The following is a 20,374-nucleotide window of genomic DNA, read 5'->3' as shown; positions in this document are numbered from 1 at the left end:
ACTTTAATTTTGTTGTAAATCTAAAAACGTCTTTATGAATACTTATTTTAAAACACTTATACTACTTTTTGTATTTACATTTTCTTCTGTTCAATCTCAAACAAATATCAAAGATTACAAAATGCAATGGGAAGGAAAACTAAATGATAAAAATGCCTTTAATCTTTCTGTTTCTATTGATGTTATTAATGAAAATGAATATAATTTTTCATTATTCAACAAAAACTTTAATTTTTCTAAAAAAGTAAAATCATCATCTAATAATTACATCGAATTTAATATTGATAATAATACTTCTTTTAGCGGAATTTTAAACAAAAAGAAGACTGAAATATCAGGATTTATAAGTTCTGGAATGTATTTTTATCATACAAAACTTACGAAGGACAAATCTGGTTTATACAAAGGAAAATGGAATGTTTTTCTGTTGGAAGAATTCATTTCAAAATCTATCTTTTTAAGTATAGAAAATGTTACAGAAAATGGTTTTGATGCATTTCCTTTTTTTGGAGATCAACGTTTCGCAGGAACTCACGCAATGAACTCTAAATTAAATGGAAATGTCGTTACTTTTCAAGATTTCAGAACAGGAATTCATTTTAGAGCTACTCTTTTAAAAGAAACTATAGTATTAGAAGCTTTAGTTGCTGATAAAGCATTTACAAAAGTGTCTTTACAAAAAACAAAAACTCCTTGGAAATTTGGAGATTATGAAACCAATAATAGTAAAGTTTCTAAATTAAATGATGGTTGGAAAATAAAGCCTTTGAAAGAAAAAGCTTTGTTAATAAAAATGGAAAATGAAATTCATCAAAAGAAATTTATCAATACGCATTCAGTTTTAATCACCAAAAAAGGAAAAATAGTTTACGAAAAGTATTTTGATGGGCATACAAATAGAACCATTCACGATCAACGTTCTGCATCTAAAAGTATCGCTTCTGCAATTACAGGAATTGCCATTGAGGAAGGTTTACTAAAGAGCGATACTGATTTATTATATAATTACTTACCAAAAGAATATCAAAATCCTAAAGATGCTCTTAAATCAGAAATAAAGATAAAAGACTTATTAACAATGAGTTCTGGAATTGATGCTGTAGATTTTGGTGTCAAAAGAAAATCTAAAGCTTCTGAACAAGCTTATCAAAATTCTAGAAATTGGTTGAAAACAGTTTTAGATGCACCAATGATAAACAAACCTGGAACAGTAGCCAACTATGGTTCTGCCAATCCATATTTATTAAGCGTTGTTTTAAACGACCTAACTCCTGTTCCTTTGCAACTTTATATGGATCAAAAATTATTGAATCCTTTAGGTATCCATAATTATGCAATTCAAAAAGAAATGACAGGCAAACCATATTTTGGAGGAGGAATGTATTTATCATCAAGACAAATGCTAAAATTTGGACAATTGTATTTGTGTAAAGGTAAACTGAATGGAAAGAGAATTCTATCTAAAAAATGGGTAGAAAAATCATTAAAAAACTACTTAAATTTAGAAAATACAAAAGATAAAAATGGTTATGGATATTTATGGTGGCACAAAACCTATATTGTAAATGGCAAAGAAATAAAATCGATTGAAGCTCGTGGAAATGGAGGACAATATATTTTTGTTGTACCAGAATTAGATACAGTTTCTGTTATTACTGCTGGTAATTTTAGAAATGGCAAAACACAACAACCAGAAATTATTTTTGAAAAATATGTTTTACCAACGTTACTCAATTAAGCACCTTCTAACCAAGTTTTAAAAGCAGAAACTTTTTCTCTACTGACAATAATTTCCTTGTCAGTAGTTACTTTTGGGGTAATTTTAAGTCTACTATTAGAATATACAATTACATCTTTTATAGCATTTATATTGATAATAAATGAACGATTTACTCTGAAAAATAATTTTGAGTTCAATACACTATTTACATCCTCTAGTTTAAAATCGATGATAAACTTTTTATTCTCTTTTGTAACTAAATATACTGTTCTGCCTTCTGCGAAAAACAAAGCGGTTTCCTCTGTTTTTATGGAATGAATGTGATTTCCTAATCGTACTAAAAAACGGTCTTTTTCTTTCTTTTGATGTACAATTGCTGCAACTTTTTGAACAGCATCTGCATTGAATAAATTTTGCATTGATTTTAGTTTATTCATTGCTTTAGAAATGTCTGTAAAAGTGATAGGTTTCAACACATAATCAATACTATTTACTTTAAAAGCGTCTACTGCATATTCATCGAAAGCAGTAGCAAAAATAACTGGTTTATTTATTTTTATTTGATTAAATATTTCAAAACTCAAACCATCAGTAAGTTGAATATCTATAAAAACAACATCGTAATTAGTGTTATTCTGAAACCAAATTACACTTTCAGAAATGCTTGATAAAACTGTTACAACTTTTATATTAGCATCATATTTTAACAAATATCTTTCTAATTTTTCTGCTGCTAATTGTTCGTCTTCAATAATAACGATGTTCATAATTATACTATTATTTTTAGTTTAGGTAAAATTATTTTTCTTGTTGATTTTTCTTCTAAAACTTTTACTTTTTGTTTGCTATAAATATGATAACTTCTTATAATTTCTGCAATATTTTTCAAGTTGAATTGGGTTGTAATTTTATCATTTCTAAAATAAGAAATTTCTAAATCATTTTCTTTTTTATCAAAATTGATAATAAGTTTTGAACTCGATGAAATAATACTTGTTCTAACAATTTGCTCTACAATAAATAACAGGCTTCCAGGAACTACCAAAAAAGAATTTTTACAATTATTGTTGATAGCAATGTTACTGTAAGGCAAGTAGTTAAAAAGTTGTATCAACTCATTTACGATTAAAATCTCGTCATTAAAATCGACCAATTGTTTTTCTTTTCCTGATAAAATATATCTGTAAATTGTGGCTAAATGGTCTATAAAATCGTCTGATTTTTCTTTATCTGTTTTGATTAAAATTAATAAAGATTCAAAGCTTTCAAACAATAAATTTGGGTTAATTCCTTTTTTGAATTGCTTAAAGTCGTCTTCTATATTTTGTTTTATGATTTCTTCTTGTGCTAATTTTTCTGTGTTGATTTTATACAGATATTGATGACTGATATACAGCATAATATAAATAAAAGTAATTGTGCAGAAAATACTGTTGAACACATAAATTTCTTCTTTTGATGCAGTAAATCCCAATACATATTCAAAATAAAATGTGATTGCAATTGTGGAAATTGCTACACATAAAAGCATAGAAATAACGATTTGTAAAATGATATTTTTTGCTGATAATTTATCAGACAAAAACTTTTTAAACAATACTAAAAGTCCTCTTGAGAATTCTTGAATTAAATAGCTTAAAGCAATACAGAAATACAGTTCTTCATTAAAAAACTGTTCTTGTGCCTGTTGAACATTATTATTCAACAATAAAACCAGTAAATAAATGATAATTCCACTAATTATAGGACTTAACAGACGAAAAAGTGGTTGATGTATAAACAGTTTTTTCATTTTATTAAAGGAATTTTAACAGTAAAATTCTCTCCTCTAATCACAGAAATTGCTTTGTTTATCAGCAATAAATAACGAGTATTTATATTTTTTAATCCAATATTAAAAGAAGTAATATTTTTAGGTGTTTCTGTAATATTATTCTCAATAATAATTTCTTTTTCTGTAGATTTTATATTGATATTCAAAGGTTTATCAACTGATAATTGATTGTGTTTTACTGCATTTTCTACTAACATTTGTAAAGTTAATGGCGGAATTTTACTCGTCAACAAATCGTCATCAATAGAAATGGAACACGTAAATTTGTCTTGAAATCGAGTTTGTAATAAAAAAATATATGCATTTACAAAATCAACTTCTTCTTGTAATGTAATTAATTTTTGATGGTAACTTTTTAAAGTAAAATCATACATTTTTGCCAATCTTCTTACAAACGTTTCTGCCTTGTTTTCATCCTTATAAATTAAAGAAGAAATGGTATTTAAACTGTTGAATAAAAAATGTGAACTTAATTGCGATTTTAGTGCTTTTAACTGTAATTCAATTTGTTTACGCTCTTGTTTTACAGTTTCAATCTGAAATTTTGAATAGGAATAGTAAGAATATAATGCAAAATAAATGACTTCAAAAATGATGGTTAAAATCAGTAAAATAATACCTAATTTTAAAATTACTGCATCAAACTCACCATAGAAATTGGTAACATCAAAAAAGAATAATTGATAAAAATAAAAAACTATAAGAGTTAATGAAAAAGCAACCGTAAAATGAGTTATAAAACCAGCAAAAAGCCTGTTTCCTGTTTGATTTTGATAAGGCAAAAATCGATTTAAAATTAAAATAGTCTTGGATATTATTAAAGTGATTAACATTCCCAAACCAGAGGCTAATACTGCATCTTTTAATAAGTAGATTATATTTTCTTGTTGCTCACTGTAAATTAAAAAATAACTAATTGCAATGCCTAATAAAATGCCTAAAACAGGTATGTGAAAATACTTTTTCAAGAAAAATGAGTTGGTTGGTTTTTTGGTTGATTGCATAAAAGCAAGATAGTAAATCTACAGCTATAGATTTACCATCTTGCTTATATTATTAATAAATTGCTTTCATAGCTCTACCTAAATAGGTATCTGAATTAATTGATTTTGCAGCCTTTAAGTATGCGTCTTTTACTTTATCTGATCCCTTTTTTACTTTTGGTGCAAAAGCTAATAAAGTGCTAGACAAATAATGACTAGAGCCTATGTGTTTTGTAGAAGATATCACACTGATTAATTGATTTTCAGTAAGTTTCATTCTTGATGCTATTCTCTTATAGATTACTGTTGCATAATGATCTGAATTAATATTATCTTTTATTAGAGCTAAAACCTTATTTAATTGCTCTGTATTCAAACTATCACTCATTAATTCTTTGATAACTTCAGTAGCATAGTGATCAGAATTTACATCGTCTAGAGAATCGATAAAAGTATCATATGCATCTTTAGATAAATTATTCATTTTTAAAGCTTTCTTCAAAATAATGGTTTTATAATGATCTGAATTAATACTTTTAGAAAGTAACATTACTTGCTCCATATTTTGAGAATTCAATGTTCTATCATTCATAACATCTTTAAGAACTTCTGTTAAATAATGATCTGAATTGATGCTACTGGAAATTTTTAAAAGACTGCCTAGTTGAGTATCTGTAATGCTCTTATTTGAAACTACACTTTTTACAATTTGTGTTAAATAATGATCAGAATTTACTTTTTTTGCAGCAGCAATATAAGCATCAATTGTTTCAGGACTTTTTAAAAATAAACGCTGATTTTTTCTTAAGATACTACTTAAATAATGATCTGAATTGATGTTTTTCCCAATGGCTTGAAGAGTTGTAGTTACATCATTTTTAGATAAATCTTTTTTTAATAACAGTTTAAAATAAGCACTTTTCACATAATCACTCTCCATTTCTTGGATTTCTGCAATCACTTCTTTTGCACCACCTTTTGCATAAAAACGGTCTACTCTACTTTCTGCACCAATTGTGGTAGATCTTAAAATTTCTGGTAGAATATCTTTTAGCCACTCTTTTCCATCAGGGTAATAATCTTTTTCACTCCAACCTACATAATATTTTCTAACCAACTTACTTCCATCTCTTTCTATGATGATTTTTCTACGTTTTCCAAACGAAGATTTTTTTATTTCAATATAACCACCTCTAGAAATGTCTTTGATATCAGAATCATCTTCAGATAGCGTAATTTCTCCTTCATATTCAATTTTTAAATCATTCTTACCATTACTAATACTAATTTTACTTTTAGATTTATTACTATTAATAGTTATAGAATTCTGTGCTACAAAGTAAGATGAACTAAAAATAAATGCAATTAATAAAAGCACTAGAAATCTTGTTTTACTTGTGATTGATGTTGTTTTCATAATATCTTAATTTAAATTTTTACAATTTTGGTTAATTAATACCACAAAAGTATATACTAACTCTACTTTAAAAAAACAGATTGTAATGAACTGTAAAATGTATGTAGTGAGTTGTATTAATTTTTAATTTAGTAATTTTAGCCTGATAAAATTTATAAATGGATAAGCTTGATATAAGTGATTTACTAGAAGAAAAACACCAAGAATTATTTGATTGGCTAGAAGAACAACCTCTTGAAAATTGGGAAAAAGGTCCACAAAACAAATGGACTACTGGACAACATATTTTACATTTAGTAAATAGTTTACAACTTTTAAACAATGCATTAAGTTATCCTAAATTTCTTTTAAAATATAAATTTGGTGTTTGTAATAGACCTAATAGAGATTACAAAACTGTTGCAAAAAAATATCAAGAAAAGCTTGAGAAAAACCAAGATAGAGCCAAAAAATTTAATCAAAAATTAAAAGTACCGATTTTAAAAGAACGTGAACGTTTGCTAACAAGATTTCAAATTCAACAAAAAAAACTACAATACAAAACAAAAAAAATAAGTGATAAAAATTTAGACACATTATTAATTCCACACCCATTAATGGGAAAAATGACAATAAGAGAAATAATTATGTGGACAGCACATCATACTCAACACCATTCAGAAACTTTAAAACTATTGTACTAAATTGAATTCAATCATAAAAAAGCCTCACTTATTTTTCTTTTGGTTAATCCCTATCTTTATTCTTCTTGGTTTATTAAAAAGAGATATTCCAATTGATATTAATATTTCTTATATCCATTATCTTATTAATGTAGATTTTTGGTGTTATATTACAGCTGTATATTTTGGTTTAATGGGCATTAATTATTTGTCTTTACATTGGGCTAAAAAACACCCAAACAACTGGTTAACTTCAGCTCATATAATATTGCAGGTGGCTTGCTTAATCCCTTATCTAATTTCTGTTTTTAATTTAGATAAAAGCGGAAATTTAATTTATACCAACCTTCCATTTCAAGAAAATTTGAATATTATTTTATTAGTAGCCTTTTTTATTTTTTTGATATCAATTTTAATACATTTAATCAACTTCTTTACCAGTTTACTTTTAAAAAGAGATTAACCTTTTTAATCTTTTATAAGCGAACTCTAATAATTATATTTGTAATTCAAAAAAAAGATTACAAATTATGTTTAATAATTTAAGTGATAAACTAGATAAAGCTTTACATACGCTTAAAGGACATGGGCAGATAACTGAAATTAATGTCGCTGAAACTTTAAAAGAAGTTAGAAGAGCATTATTAGATGCCGATGTTAACTTTAAAATAGCCAAAGAATTTACAAAAAAAGTACAACAAGAAGCAATTGGTCAAAATGTACTAACTACATTAAATCCTGGGCAATTAATGGTAAAGTTAGTCAAAGATGAGCTAACTACATTAATGGGAGGTGATACTGTAGGTATAAATCTTGGAGGTTCTCCAACTGTAATCTTAATGTCTGGTTTACAAGGTTCTGGTAAAACAACTTTTTCAGGAAAATTAGCAAAATACCTAAAAACCAAGAAAACAAAACAAGTACTTTTAGTGGGTTGTGATGTATATAGACCTGCTGCCATAAATCAATTACAAGTTGTTGGAGAACAAATTGGTGTTGAAGTTTATGCAGAAGTTGGCAATCAAAACCCCGTTGAAATTTCTCAAAATGCAATTGCACATGCCAAAACAAATGGAAAAAATGTTGTAATTATTGATACTGCAGGGCGTTTGGCTGTTGATGAAGAAATGATGACAGAAATATCGAACATCCATAAAGCCATAAATCCACAAGAAACACTTTTTGTTGTAGACTCTATGACTGGGCAAGATGCTGTAAACACAGCAAAAGCTTTTAACAATATTTTAAATTTTGACGGTGTTGTACTAACAAAATTAGATGGTGATACAAGAGGTGGTGCTGCACTATCTATCAAATCTGTAGTCGATAAACCCATTAAGTTTATTGGTACAGGTGAGAAAATGGAAGCTATTGATGTTTTTCATCCAGATAGAATGGCAGACCGTATTTTAGGTATGGGTGATGTAATATCGCTTGTAGAAAGAGCCCAAGATCAATACGATGAAGAAGAAGCCAGAAAACTACAAAAGAAAATAGCTAAAAATCAATTTGGTTTTGATGACTTTTTAAGTCAGATTCAACAAATCAAAAAAATGGGAAGCATGAAAGATTTAATGGGCATGATTCCTGGTGCTGGCAAAGCTATGAAAGATGTAGATATAGATGATGATGCTTTTAAAGGAATAGAAGCTATTATTCACTCAATGACTCCATTAGAAAGAAGTACACCATCTACAATTAATGCAAGTAGAAAGAAGAGAATTGCCAAAGGTTCAGGAACTTCTATACAAGAAGTAAATCAATTAATGAAACAATTTAGTCAAATGAGTAAAATGATGAAGATGATGCAAGGTGGTGGAGGTAGAAAGATGATGCAAATGATGAAAGGAATGAAATAAAAATAAGCTGCATTTTGCAGCTTTTTTTAATTAAAGAAATGAAAACCATCTTCCATAATATTTACAAACCGGATAAAAGAAGAAAAATCTTTTTTATAATATTAGGTATTATAATTTTTTTCTTGTCAAAAGATTTTGGTTTTTTTGATGATGATATTCTTTTTGGCTCAAAAATGGGAAATCATTTATATGAAAACTCGATATTTAATTGGAAAATGCCGAATAGTTTTGACCCTGGGCATCCGCCCTTTTTAGCCACAATACTAGCAGTTTTTTGGAAAATTTTTGGGCATAATTTATGGGTTTCTCATCTTGCAATGTTGCCTTTTGTGATAGGTTTTTTTATTCAATTAGATAAATTTATAATTTATCTTTTAAAAGATAAAAAATTACATTTTTTTGCTTTTCTACTTGTAATTTCGGACCCTACATTAGCAACTTGTTTAATTTTAGTAAATATTGAAATAATAACACTTTTTTTCTTCTTTTTAATTATAAATTCCATTCTAAAAACCAATAGAAAATTACAATTTATCGGGTTAATATTTTTGAGCATTATTTCTTTTAGGAGTATGATGCTCTTTGCTGGAATATTTATTTTCGAAATTTTGTATCTAAAATTTTTTCATAAAAAAACTCTTAAAAAAATACTTACATCAAAACATATAGGCTTTTATTTTATAGCAAGTTTACCAGCATTTTTTTATGTTGGATGGAGGTTATTAACAAAAGGATGGTTGCAAACACATTCAAGTTCACCTTGGGAAAGTCTTTGGCATTTTGCAGATTTTGACTATTTTATAAGAAATTGTATCGTGCTAATTTGGAGATATTTAGATTTTGGTAGAGTGTTTATAATGATTTTTATCATTATAAGTTTTTTAATTTTCGGAAAAAAAATAATGCATTCTAAAAAGCACAAATTTCTCTTATTATTAGGTCTTTCATCTGTGATTTTTATAATAGTAACGATTTTAATTGTAACTAATACTGTAGGAATTCGCTATTTTATTACATCTTATATTTGTTTAAATTTATTAGCTTTTTTAATCCTAACTAATTTTTACAAACAAAAAAAAATAATATTCTTATTGCTTCTTATTGGTTTAATTTCCGGGAATTTATGGATTTATCCAAAACAAATATCTACGGCTTGGAGAGCTACTTTAGGTCACATACCTTATCATTCTTTAAGGTTAAAGGCAATTGATTATTTAAATAAAAATGCTATTGATATATCTAATGTTGGTAGCTTTTTTCCTAATTATACAAAATTAGATTACATAGATTTAGAGGGGGACAAAAGATCTTTTGCAAAATTTAATGGAAAAAATAAATTTGTATTCTATGCCAATGTTTACAATTTAACAGATGAAGAACTAAATATTTTAGATAAAAACTATACAGAATTAAAACAATTCAATAACTTTAACACAACTATTGTTATATATATTTTAAACAACAAATGATTTTATTAGATGGAAAAAAAACTTCCGCAGATATAAAGGAAGAAATCGCTCTAGAAGTAAGAGAACTTAAAAATAATGATTATAAAACACCTCATTTAGCAGCTATAATAGTTGGCAATGATGGTGCAAGTATAACTTATGTTAATGCAAAAGTAAAAGCTTGTGAACGCGTTGGTTTTGAGTCAACATTAATACGTTTACCCGAAGAAACCAATGAAAAAGAATTATTAAATGAAATTGAAATTCTAAATGTAGATAATGACATTGATGGTTTTATTGTACAACTACCATTACCTAAACATATTAATGAGCAAAAAGTGATTATGGCAGTTGACCCTAGCAAAGATGTGGATGGGTTTCACCCAACAAATGTAGGCAAAATGGCTTTGAATCTACCTACTTTCATTTCTGCTACTCCTTTTGGTATTTTAGAATTATTAGACAGATATAATGTACAAACTTCTGGAAAACATGTTGTTGTTTTAGGAAGAAGTCATATTGTGGGTAGCCCTATGAGTATTTTATTATCACAAAAAAGAACAGTTGGAAATGCTACTGTAACTATGTGTCATAGCCGAACTAAAAACTTAAAAGAAATTACAAAACAAGCAGATATCATTGTAGCAGCAATTGGTATTCCAGAATTTGTAAAAGCAGATATGATTAAAGATAATGTTACCATTATCGATGTTGGTATAACACGTTTAGCAGATTCAAGTAAAAAAAGTGGATATAGATTAGTGGGTGATGTTGCTTTTAAAGATGTTGCTGACAAATGCGAATTCATTACTCCTGTTCCTGGTGGTGTTGGCCCAATGACAATTGCAATGCTTCTCAAAAACACACTGTTAGCTTGTAAAAGAAAAACTTAAACTCAAATGAATTCAAAAAAAGCCAGCAATTATTTTTCCGAATACTTTCAAATTTTCGTTGGTATTGTCCTTACCAGTCTAGGATTAAAGGCATTTTTATTACCTAATGGCTTTTTAGATGGTGGTGTAACTGGTATTGCCCTTTTGGTAAGAACTCAAGTAGATATAAATATGTCTTACTTATTAGTTCTTTTCAGTATTCCATTTTTAATATTAGGATATTTTACAGTTTCAAAAAGAATTGTCATAAAGTCAGTAATTAGTATTCTTGGAGTTGCTTTATTTATTCACTTCGAAAATTTTCAGACCATAACAAATGATAAATTGTTAATCTCCATTTTTGGGGGGTTATTAGTAGGGTCTGGAATAGGAATTGCCATTAGAAATGGGTCAGTTTTAGATGGTTCAGAAATTTTAGGTATTTTCTTAAATGATAAATTTAGTATTAGTATTGGTAAAATTGTAATGCTTTTTAATATTATCTTATTTACAGTTACTGCTTTCGTAGAAAGTATAGAAATTGCCCTCTACTCGATTCTTACTTATATTATCGCTGCAAAAGTTACTGATACTGTTATAGAAGGTTTTGAAGATTTTATTGGAGTTACTATCATATCAAAAAAATACGACCTTATAAAAGTTGATATTTTAGAAAAAATAGGAACTGGTTTAACTGTATATAAAGGCAAATCTGGTTTTGGTAGTCAAGGAGTTTCTGAAGATTTTGATATTATCCATGCTATTATCAATAGAATTGATATAAAAAAGATGTACAGAATAGTAGACGAAATAGATAAAGAAGCTTTTATTGTTGAATTCGATGTAAATAATGTAAAAGGTGGAGTATTAAGGCATTATTTAGATAAGAAGAAAAATACCAAATTCTTAAAGTTAAAAGAATCTATCACAAAAAAATAAGGCTTTTCAAAAATATGAAAAACCTTATTTTTTTGTGATAATAATTTTATTTAATATTTGGATTTAAATAATCAGCTAAAGTAGGGTTATTAGGGTCGCTAAAATCATTCCTAGGGTCACCATCTCCATTTGCGTCTTCTAGTATTGAAGGTTTGCCATCATTGTCGTGATCAGTATCCTTTACAAAATCAAGAAGTTCTATTTCAAAAATAAGAACTCGATCATAAGGTCTAGCATTAGGATCTTGACCAATTTGGAAGTTTATTGATGGATACCCTAAACCACCAGGAATAAACAAGTATCCTTTTCCTGTATCTGCAAATGTAATTGGTCCGTTATTGGTTACATTATTTCCTCCTAAAAATTTAGTAAATCCATGAGCCCAACCTCTAATATTTTGGTCAGAACTAAACCATATATTAGTATTTGTTTCTATAGCTGCTCCTAAACTGTCTGCTCTAGGTAATAACATTAATTTGTAATTAATAAATAATGAATCTACTACTGTAGGAAAACTTTTATCTACAATAGGATTACCTTGTTCTTTCTTATAAACATATAATTTATAATTAATATCATTCTCTTCTAAATTTATAATATCTAAATTATTTGTTTCATCAAACATTGCAGTTTCACCATTAACAATGCTCTTTATGGTATCTAAAGTACTATCATAATAATGGCTTTTTAAAAATTTAACTAAAGAATCGTTATCAGATACAGCAAGTTCCTCATAGTTTACATCTGCAAAAGGATTACTTATAAAATTATCATCACCACAAGCATAAATAATAACAACTACTGCTAAAACTGAAAAAATATATTTTATTTTATTCATTTATCATTCAAATTAATGGGGTGCAATTTACCATTTTTATACCTTTGTAAAAAGGTAAATACCACTTTTTAACTTTTTTTATGAGGATAGATAAATATTTATGGTGTATAAGATTCTTTAAAACAAGAAGTATAGCTACTACTGCTTGTAAAAAAGGACAAGTTAAGATTGATAATAAAAGTGTAAAACCTTCAAAAGAAGTATATGGTAATGAATTAATTCTAATTCGAAAAAATCAAATAAATTATCAAATAAAAGTTTTAGATTTACCAAAAAGCAGAGTTGGTGCTAAACTTGTTGACTTATATAGAAAAGATACTACACCAAAAGAAGAGTTTGAAAAAACAGAACTTTTAAAATTTGCAAAAGATTATTATCGTAAAAAAGGAACAGGAAGACCAACAAAAAAGGACAGAAGAGATATAGAAGGATTTCAAAGTGATACTATAGATTGATTTATGACAACAGAAAATAACGTTATTTTAAACACAGTACAAATTCACCAAAAAATAAAAAGAATAGCTTATCAAATCTATGAAAGTAATTCTAATGAAAGTGAAGTGATAATTGCAGGTATTGTAGGTAATGGTTTTATCTTGGCTCAAAAAATAGCCAAAACTTTAAAAGAAATTTCTAATCTAAAAATTACACTTTGTGAGGTTATTATCAACAAGAAAAAGCCTCTAGAGCCTATAACTACATCAATAAATATTAATGATTATAAAAATAAATCTCTTGTTTTAGTTGATGACGTTTTAAATTCTGGTACCACTTTAATGTATGGAGTTAAGCATTTTTTAGATGTGCCATTAAATAAGTTTAAGACTGCTGTTTTAGTAAATAGAAACCACAAAAAATATCCTATAAAAGCAGATTTTAAAGGTGTTTCATTATCAACTTCTATCAAAGAACATGTACAGGTCGATTTTTTGGAAAATAAAGGTAGTGCTTATTTACTCTAAAAGATTTATAATTTCTTTGGTAACTTCTTTTTTTGATTTGTTATCTATATTTACTTTAAATTTCGCTTTTTCATAAAAAAACCTTCTCTCAAAAAGGTGTTTAGCTACAAATTCTGGAATTTTCTCATCAGCTAATGAAGCTACTAATGGTCTTTTACTCTTCTTTTTAATTAATCTATCAGAAAGTTTTGTAACACTACTCTGAAGGTAAATAGAGATTCTATTTTCTTTAATAATCTCATTCATATTATTTGCATAGCATGGAGTACCTCCTCCAAGAGAGAGAATAAAATCAGTATTTTTTTCTAGTATTTCTTTTAGATAAATGTGTTCTATTTTTCTAAAATAAATCTCACCTTTATTTTTAAAAATTTCATTAATACTCGCTTTCTCTTTATTAATTATATAATCGTCTAAATCAATAAATTGTAAATCTAAAGATTTTGATAATCGCTTACCAATACTAGATTTTCCTGAAGCCATATAACCCAATAATACTATTTTCAATCTTTATGTTTTTTTTGCAAATATCGATAAAAAATTATCAATAATATATGTCTATTTTAAATGATTGATACTATATTTGCCCAATAATACCTTTTTAAAAAGGATTACAAATAACGGGTTAAGCAAAAGCTTAACTTTTTTATTTGAGTAAAGCGCACGTGGCGAAATTGGTAGACGCGCAGCCTTGAGGGGGCTGTTTTCGCAAGAAAGTGGAAGTTCGAATCTTCTCGTGCGCACTTTATTTTTAACTTCTTCACAAAATATTAACCTTTCTAAACTGTATTATACTTAATTTTGTCTTATGCATAAAAAACTCTTATTTCTATTTTTATTGGTTTCAGTAAGTCTGTTTTCTCAAAATGATACAATCAGAAAATCAATTTTAAAAGGTCAAATTATACATGCAGTAAATAAAAAAGCATTAAGTGCTGCTCACGTATTAAACTTAAACACAGTACAAGGAACAATTACTGATGATAAAGGTATTTTTGAATTGCCTTCTAAAGTTAATGATACTATTTTGGTTTCTTATTTAGGTTTTTCATCTATAAAAGTTAAAGTTACCAACGATTTACTTAAAGGTAATGAGCTAGAAATTGCACTCTATGAAAAACCAGAACAGATAAAAGAAGTAATTATTAGATCTACAAAATTAATAGGGGTTCTAGAAATTGATGTAAAACAAGTGCCAAAAGATCGTTTTACAAGAATAAAAATTAATGGAGTACCACAGACTTACGAAATTGGAAAACCCCAAAAGAAAAATTTTGCATCACCTGTTGCTGCTCTATTTCAGCCTGTTGATTTTTTGTATAATCTCTTTGGAAAAAAACCAAAACAACTTAAAAAACTTCAAAAATTAAAAAAAGAAGATGATTTAAGAAAAATGTTGGCTGGTAAGTTTGATAGAGAAGTAATGATGGAATATCTTGACATGGATAGACAAGAATTATCTGAATTGCTAACTGATTGTAATTATTCTGATTATTTTATCAAAAAAGCCTCTGATTTACAAATGATTGAAGCTGTTTTAGATTGCTATGAAAACTATAAAGCACTCAAAAAAGGTAAAATTGAGCGAGATAAAATTCCAAAGAAAAATTAATTCATATAAATTGAAAAGAGCCAAAAACATTGCTGTTTTTGACTCTAATCAACTATTAAAAACTAACTAATTACTAACTAAAATACAGTTGTTACGTATTTATAGTTATACTTCCTTCTGGAGTTCCAAGTGTTTCTTTTTGCTTGAAATATTTCTCCTGAACTTTGATTTCTTTTTTCAGTATTATTGTTATCTTTTATTTTCATGATTGGTAATTTTAATATTGCTTATATGACGCAACACAACCATTTTAGTTACAGAAAATTTTTGGTTTAACAGAACTTTAAGAACTAACATAAAAATCATCTTTTAATTCTATCAAAAAAGCTGTTAACTAAAAAAGAGGTTACAAAATGTAACCCCTCATAATCTATAAAAAGTATTTTTTACCATCTCACCACAACAGAGCCCCAAGTAAATCCACTACCAAAAGCAGCTAAAACGACTAAATCATTTTCTTTTATTTTACCTTGTTCCCAAGCTTCTGTTAAAGCAATAATTACAGAAGCAGCAGTTGTATTTCCATATTTTTGAATGTTATTATGTACTTTATCATTAGACAAACCGAATTTCTTTTGAATGAATTGTGCAATACGCAAATTCGCTTGATGAGGAATTAACATATCTATATCTTCTTTCTGTAAGTTGTTGGCAGCTAAACCTTCTACAATTGCTTCAGAAAAACGAACAACAGCATGTTTAAATACAAACTGGCCATTCATATATGGAAAATAAGATTGATCTTCTGGATCGTTTTCTGCTAAAATTTCTGGCACCCATCTTCCTGTACTTGGCCCATCTAACATCAATTCTCTAGCATGTTTTCCTTCAGAATGCAAATGCGATGATAAAATTCCTTTTCCTTTTTCTTCACTTCTAGATAAAACAGCAGCTCCTGCTCCATCTCCAAAAATTACAGTAACACCTCTACCTCTGGTTGATTTTTCTAAACCACCTGAATGATTTTCTGCACCAATTACCAAGATATTTTTATACATTCCTGTTTTTATAAATTGATCTGCCACAGACATCGAATAAATAAAACCAGAACATTGGTTACGTACATCTAATGCACCAATAGTTGGCATATCTAGCATATCTTGCACACGAACTCCACCTCCAGGAAAATACATATCAGGACTTAATGTAGCAAACACAATAAAATCAATATCATCTTTGGTTAAACCAGCCCTTTCTATAGCAATTTTTGCAGCTTTTGCACCCATAGAAGATGTATTATCACCTGTCTTTGGATCAATCCATCTTCTTTCCTTGATTCCTGTTCTTTCTTGAATCCATTCATCAGAGGTATCCATAAAAGCTTTCAAATCATTATTGGTAACAATATTGTCTGGAACATAATATCCTAAACCAGTGATTTTTGAATTATACATAATTTATTGGGTAGTATTTTAGTTATTTGTTATTTGTCTTAAACAAAAATAGTGATAAATTAATACCTTTACAAAAACGAATTATCATCTAATAAACTTATTATACATTATGGATAGAAAAGATTTTTTATCACTCTCTTCAAAAGCTGCTTTATTTTTAGGATTATCTACAGCAGTTTCTTGCAAAGAAGAAACCATTAAAAAAACTAATAACTTACTAAATAAAACAGCAAAAGGGACAGCTTTTGGGTTAAAAGCTCCAAAAATTGATAATGTAAGAGTTGGTATTTTAGGTGCAGGTAATAGAGGACAAACTTTAATTCAAATGTTTGATTGGCTTGTAAAAAATAACAATGCTACAATTGTTGCTGTGTCTGATTTAAGAAAAGAAAAAACCGATAAATTAAACGCTCATTTAAAGAAAACGCACAACACCACTGCTGAAGCTTATTATGGAAATAATGATGAATGGAAAAAAGTTGCAGATAGAGATGATATCGATTTATTAATTATTGCAACTCCTTGGGAAATGCATACAGAAATGTGTTTATATGGAATGGAAAAAGAAAAACATGTAGCTTCAGAAGTACCAATTGGATATACTTTAGAAGATTGTTGGAAATTGGTAGATACTGCAGAACGCACTCAAAAACATTGCATGATGATGGAGAACTGCTGTTTTAACAACGAAGAATTGTGGGTGTTAAACATGGTAAATAAAGGAGTTTTTGGTGATTTAACACACGCTGAAGGCGCATATATTCACGATTTAAGAAAACACTTGTTAGACGAAACGTATTATGAAGACCAGTGGAGAATTAAACATCATCTTAAAAAAGATGGGAATTTCTACACAACTCATGGTTTAGGCCCTATTAGCCAATATATGGATATTGGACGTGGAGATACTTTTGATCATGTAGTGTCTATGAGTTCTCGTGAAAAAAGTTTGAGTGATGCTGCAAAACGTGCAGGAATTGACAAGTTCTCGAATGTAAAATGTGGAGATATGAATACAACTATGATTAAAACCAAACTAGGTAAAACCATAATGTTGCAATTTGACGTTCATTCAGGGAGACCTTATGACAGATTAAATACAGTTGTGGGTACAAAAGCAGTTCATGAAGGTTATCCCTCTAAATTATATATCAATGAAGAGGAATTGGCTTGGTGGGGTCATAAATGGTTGGAAAAAGAAAAATATAATGAATATAGAGAAAAGTATAATCACCCACTTTGGAGTAAACTAAAATCTCAAATTTCTGATAATTCTGTTGGTCATGGAGGTATGGATTTTGTAATGATTTACAGACTAATAAAATGTTTAAATCAAGGGTTACCTTTAGACATAAATGTATATGATAGCGTTTTATGGAGCGCAATTACGCCTCTTTCAGAATTATCTGTGGCTCAAAACAGTACTTCTATAAAAGTCCCCGATTTTACAGGTGGAACTTGGAAAAACAAAAATACAACTGAAATGTTGAGAGAAATATAAAGGTTCGAAGTGAGAAGTTTGGAGTTGGTTTGTGCATCTTACACTTCCTCTTCAGACTGTTACTTCTACTTATCACTTCCAACTTATCATTTTCTGTCATCTTGTCATAATTAAACATTTGGTATTTTTTTTGACTACTTGTAATTCATAATATTTAATATACGTTGATGTCATTTTGAGCGAAATGAAATGAAGTCGAAAAATCTCTTTTTAGATTTCTCCATAAAGTCGAAATGACAATAATTAACAAAAACTAAAATAAACATATAATTATGAGTAAAGGAAATATTAACGTATCAGTAGAAAATATTTTTCCGCTGATTAAAAAATTCTTGTATTCTGATCACGAAATCTTTTTACGTGAACTAATTTCTAACGGAACAGACGCAACTACAAAACTGAAACACTTAATTTCAATTGGTGAAGCCAAAACAGAATTGGGTGATGCAAAAATTGAAATCAGCATTGATAAAGACGCAAAAACTTTGACGATTAAAGACCAAGGTTTAGGTATGACTGCTGATGAAGTTGAGAAATACATCAACCAAATTGCATTTTCTGGAGCTGAAGAATTTTTAGACAAATACAAAGATGATAAGAACGAAACTGGAGTTATTGGTCATTTTGGTTTAGGTTTTTATTCTGCGTTCATGGTAGCAGATAAAGTAGAAATTATTACAAAGTCTTTTAAAGATGAACCAGCTGCACATTGGACTTGTGATGGTTCTCCTGAATATACTTTAGTAGAACATGACAAATCTGACAGAGGATCAGAAATTATTTTACACATTGCAGAAGATTCTACAGAATTTTTAGAAGAAAGCAAAATTCGTGGATTACTAACCAAATACAATCGTTTTAATCAAGTGCCAATTAAATTTGGAACTAAAAAAGTAAACGATCCTACTCACGAGCCAAAAACTACTAAAGATAAAGACGGTAAAGAAACTACTGAACCTCACAGACAGATTGAAGTAGATGATATCATCAATAACACAAATCCTGCTTGGACAAAAAAGCCAGCTGATTTAGAAAAAGAAGACTATACAAACTTCTATAGAGAATTGTATCCAATGCAATTTGAAGAGTCTTTATTCCACATTCATTTAAATGTAGATTATCCATTTAACTTAACAGGAATTTTATTCTTTCCAAAGTTGTCTCAAAATTTGGATATGCAAAAGGACAAAATTCAATTATACCAAAATCAAGTATTTGTAACAGACAATGTAGAAGGAATTGTACCAGACTTTTTACAGATGTTAAAAGGAGTTATTGATTCTCCAGATATTCCATTAAACGTTTCTCGTTCGTATTTACAAGCAGATGGAGCTGTTAAGAAAATTTCAGGTTACATTACTAAAAAAGTAGCGGATAAATTGTCATCATTATTCAAAAAAGATCGTGAAGATTTTGAGAAAAAATGGAATGACATCAAAGTAATTATTGAATATGGAATGTTGTCTGAAGATAAATTTTTTGACAAAGCCAAAAAATTTGCTTTATATCCAACAGTTGCAGACACGTTTTTCACTTTTGATGAATTAATCGAAAAAACAAAAGACGCACAAACTGATAAAAATGGAAATCACGTAATTTTATACGCAGCCAATAAAGATGCACAACACAGTTACATACAAGATGCAACTGCAAAAGGGTATGAGGTGTTAATTTTAGATTCGCCAATTATATCGCATTTAATGCAGAAATTAGAAACTTCTGGTGAAGGAAAAATTAAATTTTCTAGAGTTGATGCAGATCATATTGATAACTTAATCAAAAAAGACGATAACGTAATTTCTAAATTATCTGATGAAGAAAAAGAAAAATTAAAGCCAGTAATTGAAGGTGCTGTAAACAATTCTGCTTACACAATTCAGTTAGAAGCTATGGATTCTTCTTCTTCTCCATTTATCATTACTGTACCAGAATTTATGCGTAGAATGAAAGAAATGCAAGCTTCTGGTGGTGGTGGAATGATGGGAATGGGTAATATGCCAGATATGTACAATTTAGTTGTTAATACAAACAGCCCATTAGTTTCTGAAATTTTAGCTGCAGATGAAGACAAGCAAAAAGGATTGATTTCGCAAGCTTTTGACTTGGCTAAATTATCTCAAAACCTTTTACATGGTGAAGAATTAACCAATTTTATTAAACGCAGTTACGAGTTGATAAAATAGTTGATAAATAACTAATGAGATTAAAGCCTCTTTGTGAAAACAGAGAGGCTTTTTATTTAACTTTCTAAAATGAATCAGCTAACTTCTTTTAACTTCTGATATAAATATTAAAACGTTGAATATCGTTAAATAGCATTAAAGTAAAACTTC

20 protein-coding genes and 1 tRNA gene are annotated in these 20,374 nt (G+C 28.3%); 13 read left to right on the top strand and 8 right to left on the bottom strand.

The annotated features are described in order from the left end of the window. Window positions 1-34 precede the first annotated feature (34 nt). Window positions 35-1,738, top strand: a complete 1,704-nt coding sequence (locus tag BTO18_RS02675; RefSeq protein ID WP_105014742.1) for a serine hydrolase domain-containing protein — start codon at window positions 35-37, stop codon at window positions 1,736-1,738. Here the strand turns inward: BTO18_RS02675 and BTO18_RS02670 are convergent. The 4 genes from BTO18_RS02670 to BTO18_RS02655 form a co-directional block, all read right to left on the bottom strand. Further along, window positions 1,735-2,487, bottom strand: a complete 753-nt coding sequence (locus BTO18_RS02670) for a LytR/AlgR family response regulator transcription factor (protein WP_105014741.1) — start codon at window positions 2,485-2,487, stop codon at window positions 1,735-1,737. The genes BTO18_RS02675 and BTO18_RS02670 overlap by 4 nt on opposite strands. Before the next feature lie 2 nt (window positions 2,488-2,489). After that, window positions 2,490-3,512: a histidine kinase gene (locus tag BTO18_RS02665; RefSeq protein ID WP_105014740.1), complete on the bottom strand. Its 1,023-nt coding sequence runs from the start codon at window positions 3,510-3,512 to the stop codon at window positions 2,490-2,492. Next, complete coding sequence (locus tag BTO18_RS02660; RefSeq protein ID WP_211295560.1) at window positions 3,509-4,522, bottom strand: sensor histidine kinase; 1,014 nt, start codon at window positions 4,520-4,522, stop codon at window positions 3,509-3,511. Before BTO18_RS02660 ends, BTO18_RS02665 begins: the two co-directional genes overlap by 4 nt. 88 nt (window positions 4,523-4,610) lie before the next feature. Further along, complete coding sequence (locus tag BTO18_RS02655; protein WP_105014738.1) at window positions 4,611-5,954, bottom strand: hypothetical protein; 1,344 nt, start codon at window positions 5,952-5,954, stop codon at window positions 4,611-4,613. A 158-nt stretch (window positions 5,955-6,112) separates the two neighbouring features. Here BTO18_RS02655 and BTO18_RS02650 point away from each other — a divergent pair, with 158 nt between their 5' ends. From BTO18_RS02650 to BTO18_RS02625, 6 genes are all read left to right on the top strand, one after another. Beyond that, on the top strand, window positions 6,113-6,637 hold the full coding sequence (locus BTO18_RS02650) for a DinB family protein (protein WP_105014737.1): 525 nt from the start codon (window positions 6,113-6,115) through the stop codon (window positions 6,635-6,637). Window position 6,638: 1 nt separating this feature from the next. Beyond that, entirely contained in the window at window positions 6,639-7,079 is a 441-nt protein-coding gene (locus BTO18_RS02645) for a hypothetical protein (protein WP_105014736.1), read from the top strand. A 67-nt stretch (window positions 7,080-7,146) separates the two neighbouring features. Beyond that, the gene (gene ffh / locus BTO18_RS02640) at window positions 7,147-8,475 is read left to right on the top strand and encodes a signal recognition particle protein (protein ID WP_105014735.1); all 1,329 of its coding nucleotides are present in this window, start codon (window positions 7,147-7,149) and stop codon (window positions 8,473-8,475) included. A gap of 38 nt (window positions 8,476-8,513) precedes the next feature. Next, window positions 8,514-9,944 (top strand): hypothetical protein, encoded by a 1,431-nt coding sequence (locus BTO18_RS02635; RefSeq protein WP_105014734.1) that lies wholly within the window; start codon window positions 8,514-8,516, stop codon window positions 9,942-9,944. Continuing rightward, window positions 9,941-10,816 carry a bifunctional methylenetetrahydrofolate dehydrogenase/methenyltetrahydrofolate cyclohydrolase FolD gene (gene folD, locus BTO18_RS02630; protein ID WP_105014733.1) on the top strand — a complete coding sequence of 292 codons (876 nt, stop codon included), beginning with the start codon at window positions 9,941-9,943 and terminating at the stop codon, window positions 10,814-10,816. The genes BTO18_RS02635 and folD overlap by 4 nt, the downstream gene beginning before the upstream one ends. 6 nt (window positions 10,817-10,822) lie before the next feature. Next, window positions 10,823-11,734 carry a YitT family protein gene (locus BTO18_RS02625; RefSeq protein ID WP_105014732.1) on the top strand — a complete coding sequence of 304 codons (912 nt, stop codon included), beginning with the start codon at window positions 10,823-10,825 and terminating at the stop codon, window positions 11,732-11,734. A 46-nt stretch (window positions 11,735-11,780) separates the two neighbouring features. Here BTO18_RS02625 and BTO18_RS02620 read toward each other — a convergent pair whose 3' ends face one another. After that, window positions 11,781-12,572, bottom strand: a complete 792-nt coding sequence (locus BTO18_RS02620; RefSeq protein ID WP_105014731.1) for an FKBP-type peptidyl-prolyl cis-trans isomerase — start codon at window positions 12,570-12,572, stop codon at window positions 11,781-11,783. An 80-nt stretch (window positions 12,573-12,652) separates the two neighbouring features. Here BTO18_RS02620 and BTO18_RS02615 point away from each other — a divergent pair, with 80 nt between their 5' ends. Continuing rightward, the gene (locus tag BTO18_RS02615; protein ID WP_105014730.1) at window positions 12,653-13,027 is read left to right on the top strand and encodes an RNA-binding S4 domain-containing protein; all 375 of its coding nucleotides are present in this window, start codon (window positions 12,653-12,655) and stop codon (window positions 13,025-13,027) included. 3 nt (window positions 13,028-13,030) lie between these two features. After that, on the top strand, window positions 13,031-13,534 hold the full coding sequence (locus tag BTO18_RS02610) for a phosphoribosyltransferase family protein (RefSeq protein WP_105014729.1): 504 nt from the start codon (window positions 13,031-13,033) through the stop codon (window positions 13,532-13,534). Here BTO18_RS02610 and BTO18_RS02605 read toward each other — a convergent pair. Continuing rightward, a complete protein-coding gene (locus BTO18_RS02605; RefSeq protein WP_105014728.1) occupies window positions 13,526-14,041 on the bottom strand; it encodes a shikimate kinase in 516 nt (171 codons plus the stop codon). The genes BTO18_RS02610 and BTO18_RS02605 overlap by 9 nt on opposite strands. Before the next feature lie 152 nt (window positions 14,042-14,193). Between BTO18_RS02605 and BTO18_RS02600 the strand changes: the two genes are divergently transcribed. Together BTO18_RS02600 and BTO18_RS02595 are read left to right on the top strand one after the other, a co-directional pair. Next, a tRNA-Leu gene (locus BTO18_RS02600) sits at window positions 14,194-14,277 on the top strand. A 65-nt stretch (window positions 14,278-14,342) separates the two neighbouring features. Continuing rightward, window positions 14,343-15,146, top strand: coding sequence for a carboxypeptidase-like regulatory domain-containing protein (locus BTO18_RS02595; protein ID WP_105014727.1), 804 nt, complete (start codon window positions 14,343-14,345; stop codon window positions 15,144-15,146). 77 nt (window positions 15,147-15,223) lie between these two features. On the opposite strand, the gene BTO18_RS18125 is transcribed toward BTO18_RS02595, so the two are convergent. After that, entirely contained in the window at window positions 15,224-15,352 is a 129-nt protein-coding gene (locus BTO18_RS18125) for a hypothetical protein (RefSeq protein ID WP_262904438.1), read from the bottom strand. Window positions 15,353-15,532: 180 nt separating this feature from the next. Next, window positions 15,533-16,540 (bottom strand): 3-oxoacyl-ACP synthase III family protein, encoded by a 1,008-nt coding sequence (locus BTO18_RS02590; RefSeq protein WP_105014726.1) that lies wholly within the window; start codon window positions 16,538-16,540, stop codon window positions 15,533-15,535. A gap of 109 nt (window positions 16,541-16,649) precedes the next feature. On the opposite strand from BTO18_RS02590, the gene BTO18_RS02585 reads away from it, so the two are divergent. Next, window positions 16,650-18,041: a Gfo/Idh/MocA family protein gene (locus BTO18_RS02585; RefSeq protein WP_105014725.1), complete on the top strand. Its 1,392-nt coding sequence runs from the start codon at window positions 16,650-16,652 to the stop codon at window positions 18,039-18,041. A gap of 272 nt (window positions 18,042-18,313) precedes the next feature. Next, on the top strand, window positions 18,314-20,224 hold the full coding sequence (htpG, locus tag BTO18_RS02580; RefSeq protein ID WP_105014724.1) for a molecular chaperone HtpG: 1,911 nt from the start codon (window positions 18,314-18,316) through the stop codon (window positions 20,222-20,224). Window positions 20,225-20,374 lie beyond the last annotated feature (150 nt).

Origin of the sequence: Polaribacter porphyrae (assembly GCF_002954685.1) — a bacterium.
In the GTDB taxonomy this organism is placed as follows: Bacteria; Bacteroidota; Bacteroidia; order Flavobacteriales; family Flavobacteriaceae; genus Polaribacter; species Polaribacter porphyrae.
The sequence above is the reverse complement of the archived record's forward strand: the minus strand, read 5'-3'. Positions and strand labels throughout refer to the sequence as shown.

Bases quoted from the DNA above. Each gene is read 5' to 3' on its own strand.
- BTO18_RS02675 (WP_105014742.1), top strand. From the start codon at position 35: ATGAATACTTATTTTAAAACACTTATACTACTTTTTGTATTTACATTT.
- BTO18_RS02670 (WP_105014741.1), bottom strand. From the start codon at position 2,487: ATGAACATCGTTATTATTGAAGACGAACAATTAGCAGCAGAAAAATTA.
- BTO18_RS02665 (WP_105014740.1), bottom strand. From the start codon at position 3,512: ATGAAAAAACTGTTTATACATCAACCACTTTTTCGTCTGTTAAGTCCT.
- BTO18_RS02655 (WP_105014738.1), bottom strand. From the start codon at position 5,954: ATGAAAACAACATCAATCACAAGTAAAACAAGATTTCTAGTGCTTTTA.
- BTO18_RS02650 (WP_105014737.1), top strand. From the start codon at position 6,113: ATGGATAAGCTTGATATAAGTGATTTACTAGAAGAAAAACACCAAGAA.
- ffh (WP_105014735.1), top strand. From the start codon at position 7,147: ATGTTTAATAATTTAAGTGATAAACTAGATAAAGCTTTACATACGCTT.
- BTO18_RS02635 (WP_105014734.1), top strand. From the start codon at position 8,514: ATGAAAACCATCTTCCATAATATTTACAAACCGGATAAAAGAAGAAAA.
- folD (WP_105014733.1), top strand. From the start codon at position 9,941: ATGATTTTATTAGATGGAAAAAAAACTTCCGCAGATATAAAGGAAGAA.
- BTO18_RS02625 (WP_105014732.1), top strand. From the start codon at position 10,823: ATGAATTCAAAAAAAGCCAGCAATTATTTTTCCGAATACTTTCAAATT.
- BTO18_RS02620 (WP_105014731.1), bottom strand. From the start codon at position 12,572: ATGAATAAAATAAAATATATTTTTTCAGTTTTAGCAGTAGTTGTTATT.
- BTO18_RS02615 (WP_105014730.1), top strand. From the start codon at position 12,653: ATGAGGATAGATAAATATTTATGGTGTATAAGATTCTTTAAAACAAGA.
- BTO18_RS02610 (WP_105014729.1), top strand. From the start codon at position 13,031: ATGACAACAGAAAATAACGTTATTTTAAACACAGTACAAATTCACCAA.
- BTO18_RS02595 (WP_105014727.1), top strand. From the start codon at position 14,343: ATGCATAAAAAACTCTTATTTCTATTTTTATTGGTTTCAGTAAGTCTG.
- BTO18_RS18125 (WP_262904438.1), bottom strand. From the start codon at position 15,352: ATGAAAATAAAAGATAACAATAATACTGAAAAAAGAAATCAAAGTTCA.
- BTO18_RS02590 (WP_105014726.1), bottom strand. From the start codon at position 16,540: ATGTATAATTCAAAAATCACTGGTTTAGGATATTATGTTCCAGACAAT.
- BTO18_RS02585 (WP_105014725.1), top strand. From the start codon at position 16,650: ATGGATAGAAAAGATTTTTTATCACTCTCTTCAAAAGCTGCTTTATTT.
- htpG (WP_105014724.1), top strand. From the start codon at position 18,314: ATGAGTAAAGGAAATATTAACGTATCAGTAGAAAATATTTTTCCGCTG.